This is a genomic window from Streptomyces sp. NPDC030995, assembly GCF_055571215.1.
Genome location: NZ_JBVIFS010000028.1, coordinates 14809 through 38983 on the forward strand (window position 1 = coordinate 14809; position 24175 = coordinate 38983).

Here is a 24175-nt window from a genome sequence, read left to right on the forward strand (position 1 = left end):
AACCGTTTCCTCCCCGTCGAAACCGAGCCACGGGAACCGTGCCGCGCCGGTGCTGGGGCTCCGCCCCAGACCCCGCGCCTCAATCGCCGGCGGGGCTGGATCTTTCAGCCCCGCCGGCGATTGAGGCGCGGGTCCGGGCAGAGCCCGGGAACGCCCCGCAGGGTGCGCCGTTAGGGTCCGTAAACGACAGCGGGCGGCGCCCCCCGAAAAGGGGGGTGCCGCCCGCTGTCGAAGCCAGGGGCCGGGGGGCTAGCCCCTCCGACCTGCTCACCGGCGGAGCCTAGTGGTGGCCGCCCTGCGCCTCGAGGCGCTTGTACGAGGCCTCGATCTCGGCCTCGGCCTCGGTGCGGCCGACCCAGTTCGCGCCCTCGACGGACTTGCCCGGCTCCAGGTCCTTGTAGACCTCGAAGAAGTGCTGGATCTCCAGGCGGTCGAACTCGGACACGTGGTGGATGTCGCGCAGGTGCTCGACACGCGGGTCGGAGGCCGGCACGCACAGCAGCTTGTCGTCGCCGCCCGCCTCGTCCGTCATGCGGAACATGCCGATGGCGCGGCACTTGATCAGGCAGCCCGGGAAGGTCGGCTCGTCAAGGATGACCAGCGCGTCCAGCGGGTCGCCGTCCTCGCCGAGGGTGTTCTCGACGAAGCCGTAGTCGGCCGGGTAGCTGGTCGAGGTGAAGAGGCGACGGTCCAGACGGATCCGGCCGGTCTCGTGGTCCACCTCGTACTTGTTCCGCGAACCCTTGGGGATCTCGATGGTGACGTCGAACTCCACGTCCTGCTCCTCCATGATCAGCTTCAGCGGTCCGAATCGCTTCGAGACCGCATTTGATTCGATACGCGCGCGTCCGGCCCAGCCCGGGTGGGGTGCCATGCTCGCGGCAAGACGCAGTGGTTAAGTGTCCCTCACGCATATGTGTGATCGCGAAAGGGGCTGGTCCGAGGTGCCATTGGTCAAGACGTGGCAGCTCATCGCGGGTTCGGCCGTCGCCGGCCTGGCCCTGTCGGTGGCAGTGGCAGCCGCCGCCGGTCCCTGGGACTCCGGCCAGCGTAAGGCCGAGCGGGACAGAGCCGCCTCCTGGGGCCGTACGGGTGGCGCAGATCACGGTGCCGGGCCCCTGCCGCAAGCCGCGCCGAGCGCCCCGGGGGTGCTCGGCGCGATCGGCCCCGGCGCCCCGGGCAAGCAGCCCGCCGCCCCCGCGGCCCAGGGCGGCCCCGAGGACCTCGCCGCCGCACTGAAGCCGCTGCTGGCCGATCCCGCGCTCGGCACCGTCCGTACCGCCTCCGTCGTCGACACCGCCACCGGGCAGGTGCTCTACGAGACCGGGGCGCGGGACGCGATGACCCCCGCCTCCACCATCAAGATCGCCACGGCCGCCGCGGCACTGGCCGCCCTCGGGCCCGAGCACCGGATCCGGACCACCGTCGTGCCCGGAGTCGGCCCCGGCCAGATCGTCCTGGTCGGCGGCGGCGACCCCTCCCTCACCGCGAAGAAGAAGAGCCCCGCCGGATCCGGCGGCAGCCTCGTCGCCCTCGCCGCCGACACCGCCCAGGCACTCAAGGCCGCCGGCACGGACACCGTGACCCTCGGCTATGACGACAGCCTCTACACCGGCCCCGCCCGCCACCCCATCGGCGGCAACCCCAACATCGCCCTCGTGACCGCCCTGACGGCCGACGAGGGCCGCCCCGACGACTCCACCTCCGGGCCCGTGGACCGGACCGAGGACCCCTCCAAGGACGCCGCCCGCGCCTTCCGCACCCTGCTCGCGGAGCGCGGCATCAAGGTCACCGGCGAACCCGCACGGGCCAAGGCCCCCTCCGGAGCCCCGCCGCTGGCCGCCACCCTCTCCACCCCGGTGGCCGGACTCGTCGAGCGGATGCTGACCAACAGCGACAACGACATCGCCGAAGCCCTCGCCCGCCAGACCGCCCTCGCCTCCGGCCAGCCCGCCAGCTTCGAAGGCGCCGAGAAGGCCGTCACCGCCAAGCTCGCCGCCCTCGGCGTCGACGTGACCGGCTCCCGCTTCGCCGACGGCAGCGGCCTGAACCGCGCCGACAAGATCAGCGCCGGCCTGCTGACCGGACTCCTCACCAAGGCCGCCGACCCGCAGCGCCCGGAGCTGCGGCCGGTCCTCACCGGACTGCCCGTCGCCGGATTCACCGGGACACTGCGCGCCCGCAACTCCGGCAGCTCCCCGGCCGCCGGCCTGCTCCGCGCCAAGACCGGCACCCTGACCGGCGTGAACTCCCTCTCCGGAACCGTCGTCGACCGCTCCGGCCGACTCCTCGCCTTCGCCTTCCTGACCGCGAACAGCCCCGGGCCCGAAGGCGCCGAGAAGGCCCTCGACAAGCTGGCCGCGGCCGTGGCGTCCACACCGTAGGCGAGGACGCGACCCGAGGGGGTCCGCCGGACGCCCGGTCCACGTACCGTTGACGCATGACGAGCATCAGTGGTGCGGAGATGGTCGACTGGAACCTCGCGGTGGCGACCGCGACCCGGCTGGTGCGGCCCGGCCCGGAGGTCACCCGGGACGAGGCCCGGGCCGTCGTCGCGGAGCTGCGGGGGCACGCCAGGACCTCGGAACGGCACGTGCGCGAGTTCACCCGGATGATCCGGGAAGGGGCCGAGGTCAACGACACGCCCGTCCTCGTCGTGGACCGGGCCGGCTGGGTCAAGGCCAACGTGGCCGGCTTCCGCGAGCTGCTCCAGCCGCTCCTCGGCAAGATGCAGGACCGCCGCGCGGGCACGCCCGGCGGAGCCGTCCTCGGTGCGGTCGGCGGCAAGGTCACCGGCGTCGAGCTGGGCATGCTGCTGAGCTTCCTGTCCTCCCGGGTCCTCGGCCAGTACGAGACCTTCGCGCCGGCCTCCCGCGACCTGCCGGCCTCCGCCGGGGGCGGGCGGCTGCTGCTCGTCGCCCCCAACATCGTGCACGTCGAGCGCGAGCTGGAGGTGAACCCGCACGACTTCCGGCTGTGGGTCTGCCTGCACGAGGAGACGCACCGTACGCAGTTCACTGCCGTCCCGTGGCTCCGCGACCACCTCGAAGGCGAAATCCAGACGTTTCTCGGCGCCACCGACATGGACCCGATGACCGTCCTGGAGCGCCTCCGGGAGGCCGCCCAGTCCTTCGCCGGCGCCCGCCCCGAAGCCGAGCAGGGGGAGGAGGGGCGCTCCTTCGTCGAGCTCGTGCAGACCCCCGAGCAGCGCGAGATCCTCGGCCGGCTCACCGCCGTCATGTCCCTGCTGGAGGGCCACGCCGACTTCGTCATGGACGGGGTCGGGCCCGAGGTGGTGCCCTCGGTCGCCGAGATCCGCGAGAAGTTCCAGCAGCGCCGGGCCAGCGGAGCCGGCCGCCTCGACGTCGCCCTGCGCAAGCTCCTCGGCCTCGACGCCAAGCTGCGCCAGTACCGCGACGGCGAGCGTTTCGTACGGGCCGTCGTCGGTCAGGTCGGCATGGACGGCTTCAACCGGGTGTGGACCTCCCCGAACACGCTGCCGACCAGGGCCGAGATCGCCAAGCCCGCCGACTGGGTGGCCCGAGTGCACCGCAAGGCGACAGGAGAAGAGGCGTAAACATGTCTCACTGGGGGAAGCAGCGTCACCCGTCCGAGGGACCGTGAGCGCATGAAGGGCGTGCGATGCTCGGGGAACGGCTCGGTTCTGTCACCATCAACGCACTCTGAGTGACATCTCGATCCCAGCCACCACGCCTTGAGGCATCCGAACTCCGAACTCCATCGAAGGGCACCGGACATGGGTCCCCATCCAGCGGTCGCGGCGATACGCCTGGCGGTCCGCCGCGTACTCCACGACGTCCTCACCGATCTCACCGACCGTCCTGCCGACCCTCGCGCCGGAGCCGGCACCCCGCCACTCGTCCTCGTCGCCTGCTCCGGCGGCGCCGACTCCATGGCGCTCGCCTCGGCCCTCGCCTTCGAGGCCCCCAAGCTCGGCATCCGCGCCGGCGGCATCACCGTCGACCACGGACTCCAGGCCGGCTCCGACCTGCGCGCCGCCGAGGTCGTCACCCGTATGACCGCGCTCCGCCTCGACCCGGTGGAGTCCGTAGCCGTGCGCGTCGGCCGCGACGGCGGACCCGAGGCCGCCGCCCGCGATGCCCGCTACGGAGCCCTGGACGAGGCCGCGGACCGTCTCGGCGCTGCCGCCGTGCTGCTCGGCCACACCCGGGACGATCAAGCCGAAACCGTCCTGCTGGGCCTCGCCCGCGGCTCCGGCATCCGCTCGCTCTCCGGCATGGCGGAGGTCAGCGGAGGACCCGGCCGCAGCAACCGCTACCGCCGCCCCTTCCTCCAGGTCGACCGGCAGACCGCCCGCAAGGCCTGCATGGTCCAGTCCCTCCCCGTCTGGGACGACCCGCACAACATCGACCCCGCCTACACCCGCTCCCGCCTGCGCCACGAGGGACTGCCCGCCCTGGAGAAGGCGCTGGGCAAGGGGGTCGTCGAGGCGCTCGCCCGCACCGCCCAGCTCTCCCGCGACGACGCCGACGCCCTGGACTCCTGGGCCGCCGAGGCGGAGACCGGAGTGCGGGACGCGGACGGCCGCCTGGAATGCGCCAAGCTGTACGCCCTGCCCCCGGCCGTCCGCCGCCGGGTGCTGCGCAGGGCCGTGGTCGCCGCGGGCTCTCCCGCGGGCTCCCTCTTCGCCCGCCACATCGAGGAAGTCGACCGTCTCATCACCGGATGGCGCGGTCAGGGCGCCATCAACCTGCCCGGCCGGGTCGAGGCCCAGCGGCAGGGTGGCAGACTTGTCATCCGGCAGGGCTGATTGGTGTTGAAACACGGCTGAGTCCTCCGGGGTCACCCCCGGAGCCCCGGCCGACAACGAAAGTGATGCGGGTGGACGAGAAGGACATGGGCAACGACCTCCAGTCGGTGCTCATCACCAAGGAAGAGATCGACGCGAAGCTGGCCGAGCTGGCCGCGAAGATCGACGCGGAGTACGCGGGCAAGGATCTGCTCATCGTCGGTGTGCTCAAGGGCGCCGTGATGGTGATGGCGGACCTGGCGCGTGCCTTGTCCACCCCGCTCACCATGGACTGGATGGCGGTGTCCTCGTACGGCGCCGGGACCCAGTCCTCCGGCGTGGTGCGGATCCTCAAGGACCTGGACACCGACATCAAGGACAAGCACGTCCTGATCGTCGAGGACATCATCGACTCGGGCCTGACGCTGTCCTGGCTGCTGTCGAACCTGGGCTCCCGCCAGCCGGCCTCCCTGGAGGTCGTCACGCTGCTGCGCAAGCCCGAGGCCGCGAAGGTCGCGATCGACGTGAAGTGGGTCGGCTTCGACATCCCGAACGAGTTCGTCGTGGGCTACGGCCTCGACTACGCGGAGAAGTACCGCAACCTGCCGTTCGTGGGCACGCTCGCCCCGCACGTCTACGGCGGCTGATCCCGCTCCCGGTCCCCGGAGGACCCGGCGGGAAAGCACAGTCGGCTCCGGGGAACCTGGGGGCGATTCCCGCCGTTGGAGCAGGGGAAGGCGGGTTTGTCAGCCGTCCCACGAGGCCGCGGGTGACAATACAGGGGTACATTCCGAAGAACAGTCTTTACTCACAGCAGCATTTACCTACGGGCAGGAGGGACGGGGTGCCTGGCGCCCCGTATGGATGGACGTGAAGCGATACTTCCGTGGGCCGGTCATGTGGATCGTGCTGGCCGTCCTCGCCGTGGTCGTGTTGATGAATGTCGTCGGCTCCGGCGGCGGCTACAAGTCGGTGGACACCAGCGAGGTCATCAAGGCGATCAACAGTGGCCAGGTGGAGACAGCGAAGCTGACCACCGGCGACAGCCAGATGATCAAGATCGAGCTCGGCCAAGGCCAGAAGCTCGGCAAGCACGACGGCACCAAGTTCCAGGCCAACTACATCGGGGATCAGGGCGTCCAGCTCGCCCAGAACCTCCAGACCAAGTACGAAGCCGGTCAGATCCCTGACGGATACTCCGTCACTCCGGACAAGACCAGCCCGTTCCTGAGCGTGCTGCTCTCGCTCCTGCCCTTCGTCCTCATCGTCGTTGTCTTCCTGTTCCTGATGAACCAGATGCAGGGCGGCGGCTCCCGGGTCATGAACTTCGGGAAGTCCAAGGCCAAGCTCATCACCAAGGACACCCCGAAGACCACGTTCGCCGATGTCGCGGGCGCGGACGAGGCCGTCGAGGAACTCCACGAGATCAAGGAGTTCCTCCAGGAGCCGGCGAAGTTCCAGGCCGTCGGCGCCAAGATCCCCAAGGGCGTGCTGCTGTACGGCCCGCCCGGCACCGGAAAGACCCTGCTCGCGCGCGCCGTCGCGGGCGAGGCCGGTGTTCCCTTCTACTCGATCTCCGGATCCGACTTCGTCGAGATGTTCGTCGGTGTCGGTGCCTCGCGTGTCCGCGACCTGTTCGAGCAGGCCAAGGCCAACGCCCCGGCGATCGTCTTCGTCGACGAGATCGACGCCGTCGGCCGGCACCGCGGTGCGGGCCTCGGCGGAGGCCACGACGAGCGCGAGCAGACCCTCAACCAGCTGCTGGTCGAGATGGACGGCTTCGACGTGAAGGGCGGGGTCATCCTGATCGCCGCCACGAACCGTCCGGACATCCTCGACCCGGCGCTGCTGCGCCCGGGCCGCTTCGACCGGCAGATCGCGGTCGACCGTCCGGACATGCAGGGCCGTCTGGAGATCCTCAAGGTCCACCAGAAGGGCAAGCCGGTCGCCCCGGACGTCGACCTGGGCGCCGTCGCCCGTCGCACGCCCGGCTTCACCGGTGCCGACCTGTCCAACGTCCTGAACGAGGCCGCGCTGCTCACGGCCCGCTCGGACAAGAAGCTGGTCGACAACCACGCGCTGGACGAGGCGATCGACCGTGTCGTGGCGGGTCCGCAGAAGCGGACCCGGATCATGTCGGACAAGGAAAAGAAGATCACCGCGTACCACGAGGGCGGACACGCCCTGGTCGCGGCGGCCTCCCCGAACTCCGACCCGGTCCACAAGATCACGATCCTGTCCCGCGGCCGGGCCCTGGGTTACACCATGGTCCTGCCCGACGAGGACAAGTACTCGACCACGCGCAACGAGATGCTCGACCAGCTGGCGTACATGCTGGGCGGGCGCGCGGCCGAGGAGCTGGTCTTCCACGACCCGACGACGGGCGCGGCGAACGACATCGAGAAGGCCACCGCCACGGCGCGGGCCATGGTCACGCAGTACGGCATGACCGAGCGTCTCGGTGCGATCAAGTTCGGCGGCGACAACACCGAGCCGTTCCTCGGGCGCGAGATGTCGCACCCGCGGGACTACTCGGAAGAGGTCGCGGCGCTGGTCGACGAAGAGGTCAAGAAGCTCATCGAGACCGCGCACAACGAGGCCTGGGAGATCCTCGTCGAGAACCGTGACGTTCTCGACAACCTGGTCCTCGCGCTGCTGGAGAAGGAAACGCTGAACAAGGAGCAGATCGCCGAGATCTTCTCCACGATCGTGAAGCGTCCGGCCCGCCCCGCGTGGACCGGCTCCGCCCGCCGCACCCCCTCCACCCGTCCGCCGGTGCTCTCTCCCAAGGAGCTCCAGCTGACGAACTCGGCGAACGGCACGTCGGCCGGTGCGTCGGCCGTGTCCGTGGAGAAGGCCCCGGAGGCCTCGCCGGAGGAGCTCACGGACTAGTCCGTAGCCCGGTACACCCGGAATGGAAGCCGCGCCCCCCAGGTTCTAGCCTGGGGGGCGCGGCACTTTTCACATGGTCGCGAGCGTTGTGCACACAGGAACGAGGATGAGATGACCGACCCAGTGACCCTGACCGGTGGCGAGGGCACGATCGGCGAGTTCGACGAGAAGCGCGCCGAGGCGGCCGTCCGAGAGCTCCTGATCGCGGTCGGCGAGGATCCGGACCGCGAGGGCCTCCTGGAGACCCCAGCGCGCGTGGCGCGGGCGTACAAGGAGATATTCGCCGGCCTGTACCAGAAGGCCGAAGAGGTCCTCACGACGACGTTCGACCTCGGCCACGACGAGATGGTCCTGGTGAAGGACATCGAAGTCATGAGCAACTGCGAACATCACCTGGTCCCCTTCCACGGTGTCGCGCACGTCGGCTACATCCCGTCCACCGACGGCAAGATCACCGGCCTGTCGAAGCTCGCCCGCCTGGTGGACGTCTACGCCCGTCGGCCCCAGGTGCAGGAGCGGCTGACCACGCAGATAGCAGACTCCCTGATGGAGATCCTGGACCCGCGCGGGGTCATCGTGGTCATCGAGTGCGAGCACATGTGCATGACCATGCGCGGGGTCCGCAAGCCCGGCGCCAAGACCATCACCTCGGCGGTCCGCGGCCAGCTCCGCGACCCCGCCACCCGCAACGAGGCCATGAGCCTGATCATGGCCCGCTAGCCGGTGCCGGGGAGCGCGACCGACCCGCACCACCCCCCGGAGGACTGGCGGCCGCTCAGCGACGACGTGCGGCGGTGCCTGGAGCTGCTGCTGCACGGGGACGACGAGCAGCGCCGGGCCTACCGGGCGCAGATCCCCCACGCGGAGATGACTCCCTGGTGCACCTGCTGCCCCAGCATGTCCCTGCGGGTGGACGAATCAGCGGTGCCCGAGGCGCCGGTCACGGACCGGGATCCGGTGGTGGCCACCGGGACGCTGAGCAGCACCGAGGGGGCTCATGTCGCCGAGGTGCTGCTGTTCGTGACGGGGTACCTGGCGACCCTGGAGGTCTCCTACTGGCCCCAGCTGGGGGAGCTGCACCTGCCGCTCTGGGAGCGCCTCAAGGCCTTCTGACAGGCCCTGGCGCCCGGGGACCCGGCGCCTGGAAAAACCCGGCGACCTACGCCCGGGCCGAGGCCTCCGGGGCCTGGTCGTCGTCCTCGGGGAGCTTCAGGACGTGCTCCAGGAAGAGGGCGGCGGCGATGACCGCCACGCCCGCCAGGACCGAGAAGCCGGCGTACCAGGCCTGGTCGCGGCGGGCGGGTACGTCGAGGGAGTCGGTCAGCAGGAACACGCCCACGCCGCCGTACATGCCCGCCACCAGCGCCGCCACCAGGGCGCTGGCCTGCCCGAAGACCACCGCGCGGGCCGCCATCAGCGGCTCCACGCCCTTGGCCCCCGGGCGCCGCTCGCGCTGGGCCCTGAGGCGGGAACGCAGCGAGAGGGCCGTGGCCAGCAGGACGACCGCGATCACCCCGAGGACGATCGGCGCGGCCAGGGGGACGCCCGGCAGCGTGCCGTACGCGTTCCACAGGCGGGCGCCCGCCCAGGACAGGACCCCGGCGACCACGAAGATGCCCGCCAGGACCGCCGGCCTCAGTTGCTTCACTTGCCTGTTCCCCGCTTTCTGCGCTGCCATCCGTCAGCAGTCCACAGGCTAACCAACGACTACTCCGGGAGGTGGAGTTCCAGGTCGGGGCGCGGCGTCACGCCGCTCAGGCCGATTTCGGCCAGGAGTGCGGTGACCGGGCCGCGGCCGGGGATCTGGGCCTCCGGGTCGATGTCGTACCAGGGGGCCAGCACGAAGGCGCGCTGGTGGGCGCGGGGGTGCGGGAGGGTGAGGACGGGGTCGTCGGAGACCCGGTCGGCGTACGCGACGATGTCGACGTCGATCGTGCGCGGGCCCCAGCGCTCCTCGCGCACGCGGTCGAAGGCTTCCTCGACGGCGTGGGCGCGCTCCAGGAGCGAGGACGGGGGCAGGGTGGTCTTCACCCGGACGACCGCGTTGAGGTACGAGGGCTGCGAGCCGGGCTCGACGCCCCACGGCTCGGTCTCGTAGACGGGGGAGACGGCCTTGACCCGCAGGCCCGGGGTGTCGCCGAGGGCATCGATGGCGCCCTGCAGGGTCTCCAGCCGGTTGCCGAGGTTCGCGCCGAGCGCGATGACGGCCCATTTCGGGTTGGACAGCGTGACGTCCGCCGCGTCGACCGTCTCGACGACGGAGGCGGGTACCGGCTGGACGGTGGGGTCGCTCTGAGCGTTCAGTCCGTTGTTCATGCGCGGCTCCGGGTGATCGTGATGGTCACGTCGTCGAAGGGGACGGTGATGGGCGCGTCCGGCTTGTGCACGACGACCTCCACCTGCGCCACCGCTTCGTGCTTGAGGCACCGCTGGGCGATCCGCTCGGCGAGGGTCTCGATCAGGTCGACGGGCTCTCCCTGGACCACGTCGACGACCTCCTCGGCGACGACCCCGTAGTGCACGGTCTTCGCCAGGTCGTCTCCGGCCGCCGCGGGGCGGGTGTCGAGGTGCAGCACCAGGTCGACGATGAAGGTCTGGCCTTCCTCGCGCTCCCGGGGGAAGACGCCGTGGTGCCCGCGAGCCTTGAGGCCGCGCAGCGCGACACGATCCACGCGAATCACTCCTGTTTCGTAGGTGCTTCCGGTCCGGGACTCCCCGAAACCATGGGCCTACGCCGAGTGCGGTCGGCGTCGTCCGTCTTCGAATTTACCTGCGAAATATCCGGGACCCCGCCCGAGGGGGTCAGGAGGTGTCCTCTTCGTCCTCTTCGTCGGACTCGGTGAGGACGGGAGAACCGTGGTGGGACCAGAGCCGCCAGCCCTCGGATGTGCGTCGGAACACATTCGTGGCGACGACCAGCTGGCCGACCAGCGGGCCGAGCTCTCCGCCGTCCTCGGCGGGGCCGCCGCTGAGGATGTTCTCCGTACAGGTCACCAGGGCGGTGTCACCTATGACGGCCACCTTGGTGTCGGTGAGGAAGAACTGGATGTAGTCGGTGTGGGACATGATCAGCGCGTACGAGCGGAGCACCTCGCCGCGGCCGGAGAGCACCGGCCAGCCGGGGTGTACGCAGGAGATCTCGTCCTCGAGCCAGAGCGCCGACAGTGTGTCGAAGTCCCCCCGCTCCATGGCCTCGTAGAAGGCCGTGTTCACCTCTTCGACCGCTTCGATGTCGGTTCTGCTCACGTGGCTCCTTCTCGGGTTGCGGGGATCAGAGTGCCCCTTCCACGGCGCGGGCCACCCGAACCGCGTCCGCGGTCGCCCGTACCTCGTGCACCCGTACGGCCCATGCGCCCTGGTGGGCGGCGATGGCGGACACGGCGGCGGTGGCGGCGTCCCGCTCGCGGGCGGGCGGCGGGGCGGCGTCGGCCGTGCCGGCCAGGACCCGGCCGAGGAAACGCTTCCTCGACGCGGCGACCAGCAGCGGGAAGCCGAGCGCGCGCAGCTCGGGCAGGTGGGCGACCAGGGCCAGGTCGTGCTCGGCGTTCTTGGCGAAGCCGAGGCCGGGGTCGACGAGGAGCCGCTCGGGTGCGATGCCGCCGGCCACGACGGCGTCGATGCGGGCCCGGAGCTCGGAGGTGACCTCGGCGAGTACGTCCTCGTAGACGGCGAGGCTGTTCATGCCGGCGCTGAAGCCGCGCCAGTGCATGACCACGAAGGGCACCTCGGCGGCGGCGACGGCCGGGATCATCCCGGGGTCGGCGAGTCCGCCGCTGACGTCGTTGACCAGTACGGCACCGGCCGCCACGGCCCGGGCGGCGACGGCCGCGCGCATGGTGTCCACGGAGACGGCGACGCCCTCGGAGGCGAGGCCGCGCACGACGGGGACGACCCGGCGCAGCTCCTCCTCCTCGTCGACCCGGGTGGCTCCGGGGCGGGTGGACTCGCCGCCGACGTCGACGAGGTCGGCGCCCTGGGCGACGAGGTCGAGGCCGCGCTTGACGGCCGCGGTGGTGTCGAACCAGCGGCCGCCGTCGGAGAAGGAGTCCGGGGTGACGTTGACGACGCCCATGACCGCGCAGCGGTCCCACTCGGGCAGACCTGCGACCCGGCCCCTGCCGGTGGCTCCGCGCTTCGTGTTCATAGGTCCAAGGGTAGGGCTGACCTGGATTGGCCAGGGCCCCGGCGCCTGTCGGCTGCCGGGGCCCTGGAGACCGTACGGACCGCTACGCGGCCTGGACCTCGCGCTCCGTCTGGGCGGGGACCTTGGCGGCGGTGTGGGTGTGGGCGCAGGTGCGCACCGGCTTGGGACGGCGACGGCTTTCGAACAGCCGGGGCAGGGCCAGCGTGACGAAGCCCTCGGCCTGCATCACGGCGAAGCCGATGCGGGGCAGGTCGCGGTGGGTGCGGTAGACCATGAAGCGCGGCTCCCAGCGGGGGCGGAACTTCTCGTTGAACTTGTAGAGCGACTCGATCTGGAACCAGCGGGAGAGGAAGACGAGCAGGTTGCGCCACATCCGCAGCACCGGGCCGGCGCCGATCTTCTCGCCGCGGGCGAGGGCCGCGCGGAACATCGCGAAGTTCAGCGAGACCTTCTCGATCCCCAGTGCGGGGGAGGCCTCCAGGGAGGCCACGATGAGCAGCTCGTTCATGCCGGGGTCGGCGGCGCGGTCGCGGCGCATCAGCTCCAGCGACATGCCGTCCTTGCCCCACGGCACGAAGTGCAGGACGGCCTTGAGGTCACCGAACGGGCTGGTGTCGCCCTCCTCGATGCGGTGGGCCGTGGCGATGAAGCAGTCGCCGTCGCCCTCCTCGCCGACCCGGCCCAGAGCCATGGAGAAGCCGCGCTCGGTGTCGGTGCCGCGCCAGGCCGCGGCGGCGCCGCGCACCTGCTCCAGCTCCTCCTCGGTCAGTTCGCTGACCCGGCGGACCTTGGTGGTGTAGCCGTTGCGCTCGATGCGCTTCACCATTTGGCGGACATTGCGCATGGGGCGGCCGGAGAGGGAGAAGTCTTTGACATCGACAATCGCCTCGTCACCCAGCTCCAAGGCGTCCAGACCGGTCTCGCGGGTCCACACCTCGCCGCCGGTCTCGCTGCAGCCCACGACGGCCGGGGTCCAGGAGTGGGCCTTGGCCTCCTCCATGAACCGCTCGATCGCGCCGGGCCAGGCCTCGACGTCGCCGATGGGGTCGCCCGAGGCGAGCATCACGCCGGAGACGACGCGGTAGGTGACGGCGGCCTTGCCGCTGGGGGAGAAGACGACGGCCTTGTCGCGGCGGAGCGCGAAGTGGCCCAGCGAGTCGCGGCCGCCGTGCTTGGCGAGCAGCTCGCGCAGCTTGGTCTCGTCGTCGGCGGTGAGCCGGGCGGCCGGGTGCTCGGGGCGGAAGGCCAGGTAGATGGTGGTGAGGGCGGTCAGCATGCCGAGGGCGCCGAGGGAGTATCCGACGGTCCAGGACACCTTTCCGGCGTAGTCCACGGGACCTTCGAAGCCGAAGAGGCCTTGGACGACGTGCCTGAGCTGCTCGGACAGCCCGGGGTTGCCGACGACCCGGTTCGGGTGGGAGTTGACGATGACCAGGCCCAGCCCGATGGATCCGGCGCTCATCAGTACGAAGTTGGTGAGGGCCTTCCAGCGGCTGCGCGGGTCCGGCAGCGCCTTGAATTCGCCCTGGTGGCGCAGCAGCAGCGCGAAGAGCGCCGCCGCGATGACCACGCCGACGATCGAGTGCCGGTACGCGAACTGCGCCGCGGCCCCGGCCGGCAGCAGCACGACCGCCGCCCGCCAGGCCCGGCGCTTGCGGCGCTTGAGGCCGTGCGCGAGCAGCAGGAGCAGTACGCCCGCGCTGATGGCGAGGGCCGCCGCGAAGGGTCCGAAGACCGGCAGCACTTCGGCGACCGCGTGGATCCGGCTGTACCGGAAGCGCGGGAAGACACCCGCCGCGATGTCCAGAAGGCCGACGATCATGACGGCCGTACCTACCAGGCCGGGCACCGACTCCGGCTGTGGGCCTCGGAGGATTCGGCGGACCCCGCTCGGAACCTGTCCCGACTTATCGCCATCTATCCTGCTAGACATCGCTTCCCGTTGCTCCGCGAGAGATCATGTGGCCGAAGACTGCGACAGCCTCCGGTGTGTGGTGCGTCCCTTAGGACGACATCGACGAGGAGCGGGTTCACTCTTTCGTCGGAAAAAAACTGTCCTGCCACCAGAAAGTCGACTGACGTCTCATGGGTCTCACGAGTACTACGGTTCTGGCGCTGGCCATCCTCGCCGGTGTGCTGCTGTTCGCGGCCACGGTCTGGCTCTGGCCGAAGCTCTCGGGCCGCACCTGGCGCGCAATCACCGGCCGGATCGGGCTCCTGCTGGCGACGCAGCTGGCACTGTTCTCGGCTGTGGGGCTCGCGGCTAACAAGTCGTTCCTCTTCTACGGCTCCTGGGCCGACCTGTTCGGCCAGGAGACGTCCATCGGCAAGGTCGTCGACCACTCGATGAACAGCAAGGACATCAAGGTCATCGACAAGCAGAAGCTTGACGTGCCCGGTGGTGCCAAGCCGCAGGTCGGCGGTCAGATCCTGAAGGTTGCCATAACGGGGCAGAAGTCGAAGATAACGAGTCCCGGCTACGTGTGGCTCCCGCCGGAGTACTTCCAGCCGCAGAACAAGGACCAGAACTTCCCCGCGTCGATCGTGCTGACGGGCTATCCGGGCACCGCCGAGAACCTGATCAAAGGGCTCGACTACCCCATGAAGGCCTTCAGCCTGTCCAAGGCCGGCAAGATGAAGCCGATGATCCTGGTCATGCTGCGCCCGACCATCGCGCCGCCGCGTGACACCGAGTGCGTCGATATACCCGGTGGCCCGCAGACCGAGACCTTCTTCGGCCAGGACCTGCCGCAGGCCATCCAGGACACCTTCCGGGTCGGCAAGAAGCCGGAGAACATGGGCTTCATCGGTAATTCGACCGGCGGTTACTGCGCCCTGAAGATCGCCGCGCACTACCCGGAGACCTTCGGCGCCGCCGCCGGCCTGTCCGCGTACTACGACGCCCCGGACGACCCGACGACCGGCGACCTGTTCCACGGGGACGAGCAGCTGAAGAAGCGGGCGAACGTCCTGCACAGCATCGAGAACAAGAAGCCGAGCGGTACGTCCTTCCTCGTCACCAGCAGCGAGAAGGGCGAGCCGAACCTCGGCGACACCCGGAAGTTCATCAAGAAGGTGAAGGGCCCGGACCGGGTCTCCTCGATCATCCTCGACAGCGGCGGCCACAACTTCAACACGTGGCGCCGCGAGATCCCGCCCATGCTGATGTGGATGAGCGGCCGCATCCAGGCCTGACGGCCGTGCGACCCGGCAGCAGGTGAAAGGGCCCGACTCCGGTCGGGCCCTTTCTCATGCCTCCTGCAGATGGGCCCGGCGCAGCGCCCGGTGGACGCCCTCCGGGGTCAGTACGCCGACCAGCGCGCCGGAGTCCGGGTCCGTGACCCCGATCCGGCCCGAGTCCTCCTGCAGCAGGGCCGCGAGGGCCTCGCGCAGCGTCGCCCCCAACTCCACCGCCGACTCGGGGGCCTTCCCGTCCGCCGCCGCCAGGTCGGCCGCCTCGACCGCGGTGACCGCGAGCCGCTTGAGCCCCCGGTCGGAGCCGACGAAGGAGGCCACGTACGCGGTGGCCGGCGCCCCGAGCACCGCCGCCGGGCGGGCGAACTGCTCGATGGTGCCCGTCCCGTAGACCGCTATGCGGTCGCCGAGCCGGATCGCCTCCTCCAGGTCGTGCGTGACCAGCAGGATCGTTTTGCGCACCGTCTTCTGCAGCGTCAGGAACTCGTTCTGCAGGCGCTCGCGCACCACCGGGTCCACCGCGCCGAACGGCTCGTCCATCAGCAGCACCGGCGGATCGGCGGCGAGCGCGCGGGCCACGCCGACGCGCTGGCGCTGCCCGCCCGAAAGCTGCTCCGGGTAACGGCCCCCGTACACGGCCGGGTCCAGCCCCACCAGTTCGAGCAGCTCGGCCGCCCGCGCGCGGGCCTTGGCCTTCGGAGTGCCGATCAGCTGCGGCACGGTCGCCGTGTTCTCCAGCACCGTCTTGTGCGGGAACAGCCCGACCTGCTGGATGACGTAGCCGATCCGACGGCGCAGCTCGACCGGGTCGGCGGCCGCGATGTCCTCGCCGTTCAGCAGGATCCGGCCGGAGGTCGGGTCGATGAGGCGGTTGACCATCTTCATCGTGGTGGTCTTGCCGCAGCCGGACGGTCCCACGAGCGTGACCAGCTCGCCCTCCGCCACCTCGAAGGACAGGTCCTCGACGGCTGTCGTCCCGTCGGGGTACCGCTTGGTCACGTGCTCGAATCGGATCACCCCGCCATCCTTCCCTACCGCGTCGACCGGTTTGTGAACGGCCTGTTGCCCATGTGCGAAGGATTCCGGCCATTGACAGTGCCGGGGGTTAAGGTCGATCCCACATGTGTTCGGTAACGGGGGTGAGGAGCATGGCCGCGCGGAGCTGCTTGGTGGCGAACGACTGGATCTGCTGGGACTACGTCTCCTCCCGCTCCCAGGAGCTCACCGACGCCACCCTCGAACACGTCTGGATCACGGGCGTGTCGGTCCTCATCGGCCTCGCGGTGGCCGTGCCGCTCGCCCTGCTGGCCCGCCGCGGCCGGCGCTGGGCGGCGCCCGTTCTGGCCTTCACCACCCTGCTCTACACGATTCCCTCGCTGGCCATGTTCTCCCTGCTGCTGCCGTTCTTCGGACTGTCCGCCGCGCTGGTGGTGACCGGGCTGGTGCTGTATTCGCTGACCATCCTGGTCCGCAATGTGCTGGCCGGGCTGGAAGCCGTCCCCGAAGAGGTACGGGAGGCCGCGCGCGGCATGGGGTACGGCCCGGGGCGGCTGCTGTGGCAGGTCGAACTGCCGCTGGCGCTGCCCGCGCTGCTCGCCGGCGTGCGGATCGCCACGGTCTCGACGGTCGCGCTGACCACGGTCGGCTCCATCGTCGGCAAGGGCGGGCTGGGCAACCTCATCGCCCCCGCCGTGAACAGCTCCTTCAAGGCCCAGGTGCTCACCGCCTCCGTGCTGTGCGTGCTGCTCGCGCTGGTGGCCGACCTGCTGCTGCTCGGCATACAGCGGGTGCTCACGCCGTGGACCCGGGCCGGCGCCCGGCCGGCCGCTTCGGGGAAGGGGGCCTGAGGCCATGGGCGTGGGCGTACTGGGAGAGACCTGGGACTGGCTGGCGAACGGCGCCAACTGGTCGGGGGAGAGCGGTGTCTGGCACCGGCTCGGCGAGCACGTCTACGTGAGCGGGGTCGCGCTGGCGATCGCCTGCGCGGTGGCGCTGCCCGTCGGCCTGTTCCTGGGCCACCTCGGCAAGGGCGGCGCCCTCGCCGTCAACGTCTCCAACATCGGCCGGGCCGTGCCCGTCTTCGCGGTGCTGGCGCTGTTCATGGTCTCCCCGCTGCGCAACGCGGGCTATCTGCCGACGATCGCCGCACTGGTGCTGTTCGCCATACCGCCGCTGCTGACGAACGCCTACGTCGGCATGCGCGAGGTGGACCGCTCGGTGGTGGAGGCCGCCCGGGGCATGGGCATGTCCGGCCGCCAGCTCTTCCTGCGCGTGGAACTCCCGCTCGCGCGCGGTCTGGTGATGACCGGGCTGCGCTCGGGCGCCGTGCAGGTCGTCGCCACGGCCACGATCGCCGCGATGGTGGGCCAGGGCGGCCTCGGCCGGATCATCACCGCCGGCTTCAACACGTACAACACCCCGCAGGTCGTCGCGGGCGCCCTGCTGGTGGCGGCGCTGGCCCTGCTCGTGGAGGGCGCGCTGGTGGCGGCGGACCGGCTGCTGCCGCGGCCCGCGACGTCCCGCTGATGCTGCTGACGCCGCTGATGCCTCTGATGCCTGTCCGTTTCCGCTGATCCCTGTCCATCGCCTCGAACGGAGTATCTCCATGACCAAGACCACGCGCGTCCTCGGCGCGTCCCTGGGCGCCCTCGCCCTGACGGTGTCGCTGGCCGCGTGCGGCGGCGACAGCCTGGAGAAGAGCAAGGACGGCGGCTCGGCCGCCGCCCCCGAGTCCTCCTCGGGCTCGGGGGGCGACAAGGGCAGCCTGGTGATCGGCGCGGCCGGGTTCACCGAGTCGAACGTGCTGGCGGAGCTGTACGCGCAGACCCTCAAGGACGCGGGCTACAGCACGTCGATCAAGACGGTCAACAACCGCGAGCTGTACGAACCGTCGCTGGAGAAGGGCGAGATCGACGTCGTCCCGGAGTACGCGGCCACGCTCGCGGAGTTCCTCAACGCCAAGGTGAACGGCTCGAAGGCGGCCGAGGAGAAGCCGGTCGCGTCGAGCGACGTCGCGGCGACGGTGGCGGCGCTGGAGAAGCTCGCGGGCCCGCTCGGCCTCAAGGCGCTGCCCGCGGGGGCGGCGGTCGACCAGAACGCATTCGCCGTGTCCAGGGAATTCGCCCAGAAGAACAACCTGAAGGCTCTTTCCGATCTTGGGAAGTCCGGACTGAAGGTGAAGATCGCGGCGGGCGACGAATGCTCCGTCCGGCCGTTCTGCGCCCCGGGGTTGACGAAGACATACGGAATTCAGGTTTCCGGTATTGACCCGAAGGGCGTCGGCACCCCGCAGGCCAAGCAGGCGGTCAAGGACGGCGCCGACCAGCTCGTGCTGACCACGACCACGGACGCCACGCTCGACAGCTACGGCCTGGTCCTGCTGGAGGACGACAAGAAGCTCCAGAACGCCGACAACGTGCTGCCGGTGGTCAACGCCAAGGACGCGGGCGCCCCGGAGGTCGCGGCCGCGCTCGACAAGCTGACCAAGGTGCTGACGACGGCCGACCTGGTCGAGCTGAACCGGAAGGTGGACGCGGAGCGCGCCAAGCCGGCGGACGTGGCGAAGGCCTATCTGCAGTCCAAGGGCCTGCTGAAGAAGTAGCCGTCACGGGATTGATGGAGAAATGTGGAGTACCTGCCCGGGAAGAGGGACAAGAGATTGCCGGGCAGGTACTGCACTAGACCTCCACGCCCTGTAAATTTCGGGCCATGCCCCGTGGACGCCACCGCAATCCCGAACCCCTGCACCGGCTGCTCACGCCGACGACCGTGGCCGGCGTGTCCGTCACCAGCGCCGGAGCGGCCTGGCTGCTCGCGGAGCCGATGGCACTGAGGCTGCTCGTGGCCGTCACCGCCGCCGCCGGGGTCGCCGGCGCCGTCGTGATGCGCGCCTGGGACCGCTCGGCGGGCCGCCGCGTCGCGGAGCTCGCGCGCGAGCGGGTCAAGGACGAGTGGAAGACGGACGAGCGCATAGCCGAGCTCGAATCCGACCTCGAAGAGGCCCGGATGCTGCGGGCCAAGCTCGACACCAAGCTGCGCGCCAAGCGGGTCGAACTGGCGGGGCTGCGGGGCGAGCACGCGTCGCTGCTGCGGCGGTACGCGACCGCCGAGACCGAGCGCGCCAGCGCCCTGGAGGGCCGCCGGCTGCTGGCCATCGAGGCCGCCGCGTCCCCGGCCCCCGCGCCGAAGGAACTTCCCGCCGTCTCCGAGGAGCGCAACTCCGCGGGCGCGCCCACCTCGGTCGGCTACGCCCGGGCCCATGCGGCGCTGGACGCGCTGGCCCGCAAGGGGCAGGCGCGGGAGCTGCCCGTGGCCGGTCCGGCCGGCCCGGCCGGTTCTGTGGGCCCGTCGGCCGCAGCGGCTCCGGCGGCTTCGACGGCTTCGGCGGCCGCGCTCCCGGCCCGCCGTACGGCTTCGGCCGTGGCTCCGTACGCGGCCCAGCGCCGTACGGCCTCCCGTGTCGAGGGCGGCTTCGACTTCTTCGGCACCAAGAACGCGGCGCAGGCCCGCGCGGTGATCGAGGCGGTCCAGAACGAGGACCTGGCCGACGTGGTCGGTGCCGAGGCCCTCGCGGTCCACAAGGCGGAGTCCGCCCAGACGCCCGCCGAGCCGGCGGTTTGTGAGGACACGGCCAAGGCGGCGACGCCCGAGACCCGCGCGGTGGGCCAGGTCATCGACCTGACGGCGCACGACGAGACCGAGCCGATCGACGTGGCCCGGCTCCGCACCGCGATCTCGTAGGCCCCCTCGCGCAGACCCGGTCCTGTGGGCCGGTCCCGTGGGCCCGCTGCCAGGTCAGGCGGTGTACGAGCCCACCAGCCGGGCCAGGTGCCGGCCCGCGAGCAGGAGCGGCGTCCGGCTCTGGGTCACCTGGGCGGTCATCTCGGCGCCCTCCAGGGTGCTGATGACGGTCACCGCCAGATCGCGGGCCTCCGGCTCCGGGAGGCCCGAGGCCAGGAGCTTCGCGGCCACGAGGTGCTGCCAGTTGGCGAACGCCCGGGCGCAGGCTTCCTGAAGGTCCGGGAGGCGGCCCACCGTCTCCAGGGCGGTCGCCGTCACCGGGCAGCCGTCCCGCCAGTCCGAGGCCGCCAGGGCCTGCGCGAGCAGCACCGCCACCGCCTCCACGGCCGCTGCCGGGTCGGGGTGCGAGGCCAGGCCGGCGCGGAGCACCTCCGCGAACTCGTGGTCGCCGAAGTGGATGGCCTCCACCGCGAGTTCCTGCTTGCCGCCCGGGAAGAAGTGGTACAGCGAGCCCAGGGTGGCCTCCGCCTCGCGGACGAGCTGCTTGACCGGGGTGCTCTCGTAACCGCCGTGCTGCATGAGGCGGGAGGCGGTGCGGACCAGCCGGTCGCGCGTTCCCGGTCCTGTCTTCGTCGAAGCCGAAGCTGAAGCTGCTGCTGCCATGGGCGCGATCATACCGCCGATTCTGGATAGAGCGTTCGTTCTAGTCCGTGCTACGGTCGCTCCGAGCGCTGGATAGAGCGTTCGTTCTAGGCGATTCGTTTGGGGAGAACACCGTCATGAACCAGGTACCGAACCTGTCCGGCGCCACCGGCACCGCCATCACCGTCGTCGGACTCGGCCCCATGGGCCGCGCCATGGCCGCCGCCTATCTCGACGCCGGGTACGAGGTCACCGTATGGAACCGCAGTGCCGGCAAGGACGCCGAGCTCGTCGCCCGCGGGGCGCGGCGGGCCACGACCATCGCCGAGGCCGTCGCCGCGAGCACCCTGACCGTGCTCAGCCTCATCGACGTGGACGCCATGTACGCCACCCTCGGCGACACCGACCTCGCCGGCCGCGTGCTGATCAACCTGTCCTCGGACGTCCCCGACCAGGCCCGCAAGGCCGCCCGGTGGGCTGAGGAGCGCGGGGCCTCGTACCTCACCGGCGGGGTCAACGTGCCGCCGACCGGCATCGGCCAGGAGGGCTCCTCCGTCTTCATCAGCGGCCCGCGGGAGGTGTATGAAGGTCACCGCGCCGCGATCGACGTGCTCGCCGCCAGCGACTTCCGGGGCACCGACCCCGGCCACGCCCAGCTCTACTACCAGCTCAACATGATCCTCTTCTGGACCGCCTACACAGGCTGGTACCAGGCGCTCGCCGTCGCCCGCGCCAACGGCCTGACGGCGGCCGACATCCTCCCGTACGCCGGCCCCACGGCCGACAGCATGCGCGGCTTCTACACGCAGGGCGCCCCGCTCATCGACGCCGACGAGCACGGTGGCGCGTACGAGCGCCTCGCCATGTGCGCGGCGAGCGTCGAGCACGTCCTGCACACCGCCGCCGACTCCGGTGTGGACACCGGGATCCTGGCCGCGCACGCCGAGCTCTACCGGCGCGGGGTCGACGCCGGCTTCGGCGCCGACAGCAGCTCGCGCCTGATCGGGCTGCTGGGCATCTGACCCTGCGGGCCGTCTGCCGGGGGCCCTGCCCCCGGACCCCCGCGCCTCAAGCGCCGGCGGGGCTGGGTTTGTGCGGCCGGATCACCCAGGTCGGTGGCTTCGGGGTGGGGCGGTGCCCCTGCGGGGGCTCTCCTCGGCTTGCGAACCTTGGCGGGGTCGGAGCCCGGAGCGGTGGTTGGTTCGCCGCGCCTGCGGGGAGCCCCCGCAGTGTCCCCGCCCCACGGCCCCCCTGTACGAGGCGGGGTGGATCGGCCCGGGGTGGGGGTGCGGGGACGGCGGGGGGTGTCCCCGCAGGCGCGGCGAACCAACCACCCCGCCACTTCTCGGATTCCGCCAAGGTTCGCAAGCCGAGGAGACACCCCCCGGCGGCCCCGCGCCCCCACCCCCCGGCTCCGACCCCGCCGCACAATGCAGCCCCGCCGGCGTTTGAGGCGCGGCCACCGGGCCGCAGCCGGCTCAGAACAGCGGTAGCTGCCCCGGGTGTTCGGACAGCACGAAGCCGTCCAGCGTCGGCGCGCTCGCGCCGAGCACCACCCGGGCCCGGGAGCCCGGGCAGGACACCAGGTCGCCGCGGCCCCGCCCGGCGGGCGGATCGTGGCGGGCGATGCGGCCCGCCGTGACGGCGCAGTCGCGGCCGCAGGAGGGGCAGGCCCGGCGGGGGGAATGGGACATGCCCCCAAGTCTGCCCTGCCGCACCGACATCAGCCCTGCTGGGAGGCGAGCCACTCCTCGTGCGTCCGCTCCACCCGGCCCCACAGCGACGCCCGGTCGGCGGGGGTCAGGTCGTCGAGCTCCCGCCCGAAAACGGTGGCGACGGCGTCGAAGAACTCCTCCTGCGAAGCCAGTTCCCGCTTGCTCTGCCCGCCGTCCGTGTCGATGTGGAGCAGCACCTTGCCGTGCAGCCGGTGCACGCCCCCGGCGTCGCGCCGCAGCATGAAGAAGGACTGCATGAAGGGGGAGTCCGGGGCCGTGGACAGCCGCAGGTGCTCGGCGGCGAAATCGGCCATGGACGCCGGCGTCGAGCGGAAGTTCATCACCTGGAACGGGCTCTTGTCGTTGCGGAAGGTCCAGCCCGCGTCGTCGCCCTCCGCGCCCGCCAGCGGCTCCAGGCCGTACTCGAAGCCCTGCTCGTACCGGCCCTCGCGCAGCGGCAGCGGCTCGAGGGGTCCGTCGCCCAGGCCGACGTCCACGAAGTAGGACCGCTCGTCGATCCGTACGGTCAGGGTGAGGTGGTCGCCGCTCACGCCCCGGGCGTCCAGATCCTCGTACACCCCGCCGACGTGGCGCGTCACGTCGTACCCGAGGTGCTCCAGCAGCGCTGCGAAGGCACCGTTGAGGTGGAAGCAGTACCCGCCCCGCCCGGCGGCGAGACGGCTCACGGACAGCTCGGGGTCGATGCCCGGCGGCCGGCCCAGCTGGATGTCGGTGTTCTCGAAGGGAACCCGCTCCAGATGGGCGCGGTGGAGTGCGAACAGCCCTTCGACGGAAGGGGATCCGTGGTCGGCGATCCCGAGTCGGCGCAGATAGTCGGTGTATATCCCAAAGATCATCTGGCCAGCGTAGTAGGCGGGTTATTTGTCGATGTCCCCGACCACGAAGAACAGCGAGCCGAGGATCGCCACCATGTCCGCGACCAGCTGGCCCGGCAGCAGCACCGCCAGGGCCTGGATGTTGTTGAAGGAGGCGCTGCGCAGCTTGAGGCGGTACGGGGTCTTCTCGCCCTTGGAGACGAGGTAGTAGCCGTTGACGCCGAGCGGGTTCTCGGTCCAGGCGTACGTGTGTCCCTCGGGGGCCTTCAGGACCTTGGGCAGGCGCTGGTTGATCGGGCCCGGGGGGAGCTCGGCCATCCGGTCCAGGCAGGCCACGGCGAGGTCGAGCGCGTTGTGGGTCTGGTCGAGCAGGACCTCGAAGCGGGCCAGGCAGTCGCCGTCGGGGCGGGTGACCACCTTGAGGACGTCCTGGAGCTCGCCGTAGGCGAGGTACGGCTCGTCGCGGCGCAGGTCGAAGTCGACGCCGGAGGCGCGGGCGATCGGGCCGGAGACCCCGTACGCGTGCACGGCCTCGGCGGACAGGACGCCGACACCGCGGGTGCGGGCGCGGAAGATCTCGTTCCCGTGGACCAGCTTGTCGTAGACGTCCATCCGGGTGCGGACGTCGGCGATCGCGGCGCGGGCCCGGCCGAGCCAGCCGGCCGGGAGGTCCTCCTTGAGGCCGCCGACGCGGTTGAACATGTAGTGCATGCGGCCGCCGGAGATCTCCTCCATGACGGCCTGGAGCTCCTCGCGTTCGCGGAACGCGTGGAAGATCGGGGTGATTCCACCCAGTTCGAGGGGGTACGAGCCGAGGAACATCAGGTGGTTCAGCACCCGGTTCAGCTCGGCCAGCAGGGTCCGCATCCACACGGCCCGCTCGGGGACCTCCATGCCGAGCATCCGCTCGACCGCCATGACCACGCCGAGCTCGTTGGAGAACGCGGACAGCCAGTCGTGGCGGTTCGCGAGCATCACGATCTGCCGGTAGTCGCGCGCCTCGAAGAGCTTCTCGGCGCCGCGGTGCATATAGCCGACCACGGGCTCGGCGCTGACGATCCGCTCCCCGTCCAGGACGAGGCGCAGGCGCAGCACGCCGTGCGTGGAAGGGTGCTGGGGGCCGATGTTGAGCACCATGTCGGTGCTCTCCGCCGCCCCGCCGATGCCGACCGTGGTCTCCGTCATGCGGGCATTGTCTCAGCCGAAGGGGGTGGCCTGAGCGGCAGGCCACCCCCCTACT

General features: G+C 70.9%; 25 protein-coding genes. 13 read left to right on the top strand and 12 right to left on the bottom strand.

What is annotated here, in order from left to right; all coding sequences use genetic code 11:
* Positions 1–280: 280 nt before the first annotated feature.
* The gene (locus ACZ45T_RS30430; protein WP_008742522.1) at positions 281–775 is read right to left on the bottom strand and encodes an inorganic diphosphatase; all 495 of its coding nucleotides are present in this window, start codon (positions 773–775) and stop codon (positions 281–283) included.
* A 139-nt stretch (positions 776–914) separates the two neighbouring features.
* On the opposite strand from ACZ45T_RS30430, the gene dacB reads away from it, so the two are divergent.
* From dacB to ACZ45T_RS30465, 7 genes are all read left to right on the top strand, one after another.
* Positions 915–2384, top strand: a complete 1470-nt coding sequence (gene dacB / locus ACZ45T_RS30435; protein ID WP_468446921.1) for a D-alanyl-D-alanine carboxypeptidase/D-alanyl-D-alanine endopeptidase — start codon at positions 915–917, stop codon at positions 2382–2384.
* Between the two features lie 56 nt (positions 2385–2440).
* Entirely contained in the window at positions 2441–3577 is a 1137-nt protein-coding gene (locus ACZ45T_RS30440) for a zinc-dependent metalloprotease (RefSeq protein ID WP_468446923.1), read from the top strand.
* A 180-nt stretch (positions 3578–3757) separates the two neighbouring features.
* Positions 3758–4792 carry a tRNA lysidine(34) synthetase TilS gene (tilS, locus tag ACZ45T_RS30445; protein WP_468446925.1) on the top strand — a complete coding sequence of 345 codons (1035 nt, stop codon included), beginning with the start codon at positions 3758–3760 and terminating at the stop codon, positions 4790–4792.
* A 65-nt stretch (positions 4793–4857) separates the two neighbouring features.
* Entirely contained in the window at positions 4858–5418 is a 561-nt protein-coding gene (gene hpt / locus ACZ45T_RS30450) for a hypoxanthine phosphoribosyltransferase (RefSeq protein WP_030010907.1), read from the top strand.
* A gap of 217 nt (positions 5419–5635) precedes the next feature.
* Positions 5636–7663 (top strand): ATP-dependent zinc metalloprotease FtsH, encoded by a 2028-nt coding sequence (gene ftsH / locus ACZ45T_RS30455; protein WP_468446928.1) that lies wholly within the window; start codon positions 5636–5638, stop codon positions 7661–7663.
* 111 nt (positions 7664–7774) lie between these two features.
* On the top strand, positions 7775–8383 hold the full coding sequence (folE, locus tag ACZ45T_RS30460) for a GTP cyclohydrolase I FolE (protein WP_468446930.1): 609 nt from the start codon (positions 7775–7777) through the stop codon (positions 8381–8383).
* 3 nt (positions 8384–8386) lie between these two features.
* A complete protein-coding gene (locus ACZ45T_RS30465) occupies positions 8387–8776 on the top strand; it encodes a hypothetical protein (RefSeq protein WP_468446932.1) in 390 nt (129 codons plus the stop codon).
* Positions 8777–8822: 46 nt separating this feature from the next.
* Here ACZ45T_RS30465 and ACZ45T_RS30470 read toward each other — a convergent pair whose 3' ends face one another.
* From ACZ45T_RS30470 to ACZ45T_RS30495, 6 genes are all read right to left on the bottom strand, one after another.
* The gene (locus ACZ45T_RS30470) at positions 8823–9311 is read right to left on the bottom strand and encodes a DUF3180 domain-containing protein (protein ID WP_468446934.1); all 489 of its coding nucleotides are present in this window, start codon (positions 9309–9311) and stop codon (positions 8823–8825) included.
* Between the two features lie 59 nt (positions 9312–9370).
* Positions 9371–9979, bottom strand: coding sequence for a 2-amino-4-hydroxy-6-hydroxymethyldihydropteridine diphosphokinase (folK, locus tag ACZ45T_RS30475; protein WP_468446936.1), 609 nt, complete (start codon positions 9977–9979; stop codon positions 9371–9373).
* A complete protein-coding gene (folB, locus tag ACZ45T_RS30480) occupies positions 9976–10335 on the bottom strand; it encodes a dihydroneopterin aldolase (protein WP_360894955.1) in 360 nt (119 codons plus the stop codon). The genes folK and folB overlap by 4 nt, the downstream gene beginning before the upstream one ends.
* 130 nt (positions 10336–10465) lie before the next feature.
* Complete coding sequence (locus tag ACZ45T_RS30485; protein ID WP_468446939.1) at positions 10466–10909, bottom strand: nuclear transport factor 2 family protein; 444 nt, start codon at positions 10907–10909, stop codon at positions 10466–10468.
* A 25-nt stretch (positions 10910–10934) separates the two neighbouring features.
* Complete coding sequence (folP, locus tag ACZ45T_RS30490) at positions 10935–11807, bottom strand: dihydropteroate synthase (RefSeq protein ID WP_468446941.1); 873 nt, start codon at positions 11805–11807, stop codon at positions 10935–10937.
* An 82-nt stretch (positions 11808–11889) separates the two neighbouring features.
* On the bottom strand, positions 11890–13740 hold the full coding sequence (locus ACZ45T_RS30495; RefSeq protein WP_468446943.1) for a phosphatidylglycerol lysyltransferase domain-containing protein: 1851 nt from the start codon (positions 13738–13740) through the stop codon (positions 11890–11892).
* A 152-nt stretch (positions 13741–13892) separates the two neighbouring features.
* On the opposite strand from ACZ45T_RS30495, the gene ACZ45T_RS30500 reads away from it, so the two are divergent.
* A complete protein-coding gene (locus ACZ45T_RS30500; RefSeq protein WP_468446945.1) occupies positions 13893–15002 on the top strand; it encodes an alpha/beta hydrolase in 1110 nt (369 codons plus the stop codon).
* Between the two features lie 54 nt (positions 15003–15056).
* On the opposite strand, the gene ACZ45T_RS30505 is transcribed toward ACZ45T_RS30500, so the two are convergent.
* Positions 15057–16019 (bottom strand): ABC transporter ATP-binding protein, encoded by a 963-nt coding sequence (locus ACZ45T_RS30505; RefSeq protein WP_468446947.1) that lies wholly within the window; start codon positions 16017–16019, stop codon positions 15057–15059.
* A gap of 131 nt (positions 16020–16150) precedes the next feature.
* On the opposite strand from ACZ45T_RS30505, the gene ACZ45T_RS30510 reads away from it, so the two are divergent.
* The 4 genes from ACZ45T_RS30510 to ACZ45T_RS30525 all read left to right on the top strand — a co-directional run bounded on the left by ACZ45T_RS30510 (position 16151) and on the right by ACZ45T_RS30525 (position 19742).
* Positions 16151–16849 (top strand): ABC transporter permease, encoded by a 699-nt coding sequence (locus ACZ45T_RS30510; RefSeq protein ID WP_468446949.1) that lies wholly within the window; start codon positions 16151–16153, stop codon positions 16847–16849.
* A gap of 4 nt (positions 16850–16853) precedes the next feature.
* The gene (locus tag ACZ45T_RS30515) at positions 16854–17528 is read left to right on the top strand and encodes an ABC transporter permease (RefSeq protein WP_468446951.1); all 675 of its coding nucleotides are present in this window, start codon (positions 16854–16856) and stop codon (positions 17526–17528) included.
* A gap of 79 nt (positions 17529–17607) precedes the next feature.
* Positions 17608–18603, top strand: a complete 996-nt coding sequence (locus ACZ45T_RS30520; RefSeq protein ID WP_468446953.1) for an ABC transporter substrate-binding protein — start codon at positions 17608–17610, stop codon at positions 18601–18603.
* A 107-nt stretch (positions 18604–18710) separates the two neighbouring features.
* Positions 18711–19742, top strand: a complete 1032-nt coding sequence (locus ACZ45T_RS30525; RefSeq protein ID WP_468446955.1) for a hypothetical protein — start codon at positions 18711–18713, stop codon at positions 19740–19742.
* Between the two features lie 54 nt (positions 19743–19796).
* On the opposite strand, the gene ACZ45T_RS30530 is transcribed toward ACZ45T_RS30525, so the two are convergent.
* Positions 19797–20405, bottom strand: coding sequence for a TetR/AcrR family transcriptional regulator (locus ACZ45T_RS30530; protein WP_468446957.1), 609 nt, complete (start codon positions 20403–20405; stop codon positions 19797–19799).
* A 116-nt stretch (positions 20406–20521) separates the two neighbouring features.
* Between ACZ45T_RS30530 and ACZ45T_RS30535 the strand changes: the two genes are divergently transcribed.
* Positions 20522–21406: an NAD(P)-dependent oxidoreductase gene (locus tag ACZ45T_RS30535; protein WP_468446959.1), complete on the top strand. Its 885-nt coding sequence runs from the start codon at positions 20522–20524 to the stop codon at positions 21404–21406.
* A 456-nt stretch (positions 21407–21862) separates the two neighbouring features.
* Here ACZ45T_RS30535 and ACZ45T_RS30540 read toward each other — a convergent pair whose 3' ends face one another.
* Genes ACZ45T_RS30540 through ACZ45T_RS30550 form a run of 3 tightly spaced genes read right to left on the bottom strand, consistent with a single transcriptional unit; the run spans position 21863 to position 24120 of the window.
* Complete coding sequence (locus ACZ45T_RS30540; RefSeq protein WP_468446961.1) at positions 21863–22078, bottom strand: hypothetical protein; 216 nt, start codon at positions 22076–22078, stop codon at positions 21863–21865.
* 29 nt (positions 22079–22107) lie between these two features.
* Positions 22108–22956 (bottom strand): arylamine N-acetyltransferase family protein, encoded by an 849-nt coding sequence (locus ACZ45T_RS30545; protein ID WP_468446963.1) that lies wholly within the window; start codon positions 22954–22956, stop codon positions 22108–22110.
* Between the two features lie 21 nt (positions 22957–22977).
* The gene (locus ACZ45T_RS30550; RefSeq protein WP_468446965.1) at positions 22978–24120 is read right to left on the bottom strand and encodes an NADH-quinone oxidoreductase subunit D; all 1143 of its coding nucleotides are present in this window, start codon (positions 24118–24120) and stop codon (positions 22978–22980) included.
* Positions 24121–24175: the final 55 nt, after the last annotated feature.

What these genes read in the sequence shown, in the direction of transcription:
- dacB (WP_468446921.1), top strand. Translation starts at nt 915, where the DNA reads ATGTGTGATCGCGAAAGGGGCTGGTCCGAGGTGCCATTGGTCAAGACG.
- ACZ45T_RS30440 (WP_468446923.1), top strand. Translation starts at nt 2,441, where the DNA reads ATGACGAGCATCAGTGGTGCGGAGATGGTCGACTGGAACCTCGCGGTG.
- tilS (WP_468446925.1), top strand. Translation starts at nt 3,758, where the DNA reads ATGGGTCCCCATCCAGCGGTCGCGGCGATACGCCTGGCGGTCCGCCGC.
- hpt (WP_030010907.1), top strand. Translation starts at nt 4,858, where the DNA reads ATGCGGGTGGACGAGAAGGACATGGGCAACGACCTCCAGTCGGTGCTC.
- ftsH (WP_468446928.1), top strand. Translation starts at nt 5,636, where the DNA reads ATGGACGTGAAGCGATACTTCCGTGGGCCGGTCATGTGGATCGTGCTG.
- folE (WP_468446930.1), top strand. Translation starts at nt 7,775, where the DNA reads ATGACCGACCCAGTGACCCTGACCGGTGGCGAGGGCACGATCGGCGAG.
- folK (WP_468446936.1), bottom strand. Translation starts at nt 9,979, where the DNA reads ATGAACAACGGACTGAACGCTCAGAGCGACCCCACCGTCCAGCCGGTA.
- folP (WP_468446941.1), bottom strand. Translation starts at nt 11,807, where the DNA reads ATGAACACGAAGCGCGGAGCCACCGGCAGGGGCCGGGTCGCAGGTCTG.
- ACZ45T_RS30495 (WP_468446943.1), bottom strand. Translation starts at nt 13,740, where the DNA reads ATGTCTAGCAGGATAGATGGCGATAAGTCGGGACAGGTTCCGAGCGGG.
- ACZ45T_RS30500 (WP_468446945.1), top strand. Translation starts at nt 13,893, where the DNA reads ATGGGTCTCACGAGTACTACGGTTCTGGCGCTGGCCATCCTCGCCGGT.
- ACZ45T_RS30510 (WP_468446949.1), top strand. Translation starts at nt 16,151, where the DNA reads ATGGCCGCGCGGAGCTGCTTGGTGGCGAACGACTGGATCTGCTGGGAC.
- ACZ45T_RS30515 (WP_468446951.1), top strand. Translation starts at nt 16,854, where the DNA reads ATGGGCGTGGGCGTACTGGGAGAGACCTGGGACTGGCTGGCGAACGGC.
- ACZ45T_RS30520 (WP_468446953.1), top strand. Translation starts at nt 17,608, where the DNA reads ATGACCAAGACCACGCGCGTCCTCGGCGCGTCCCTGGGCGCCCTCGCC.
- ACZ45T_RS30525 (WP_468446955.1), top strand. Translation starts at nt 18,711, where the DNA reads ATGCCCCGTGGACGCCACCGCAATCCCGAACCCCTGCACCGGCTGCTC.
- ACZ45T_RS30530 (WP_468446957.1), bottom strand. Translation starts at nt 20,405, where the DNA reads ATGGCAGCAGCAGCTTCAGCTTCGGCTTCGACGAAGACAGGACCGGGA.
- ACZ45T_RS30535 (WP_468446959.1), top strand. Translation starts at nt 20,522, where the DNA reads ATGAACCAGGTACCGAACCTGTCCGGCGCCACCGGCACCGCCATCACC.
- ACZ45T_RS30540 (WP_468446961.1), bottom strand. Translation starts at nt 22,078, where the DNA reads ATGTCCCATTCCCCCCGCCGGGCCTGCCCCTCCTGCGGCCGCGACTGC.
- ACZ45T_RS30545 (WP_468446963.1), bottom strand. Translation starts at nt 22,956, where the DNA reads ATGATCTTTGGGATATACACCGACTATCTGCGCCGACTCGGGATCGCC.
- ACZ45T_RS30550 (WP_468446965.1), bottom strand. Translation starts at nt 24,120, where the DNA reads ATGACGGAGACCACGGTCGGCATCGGCGGGGCGGCGGAGAGCACCGAC.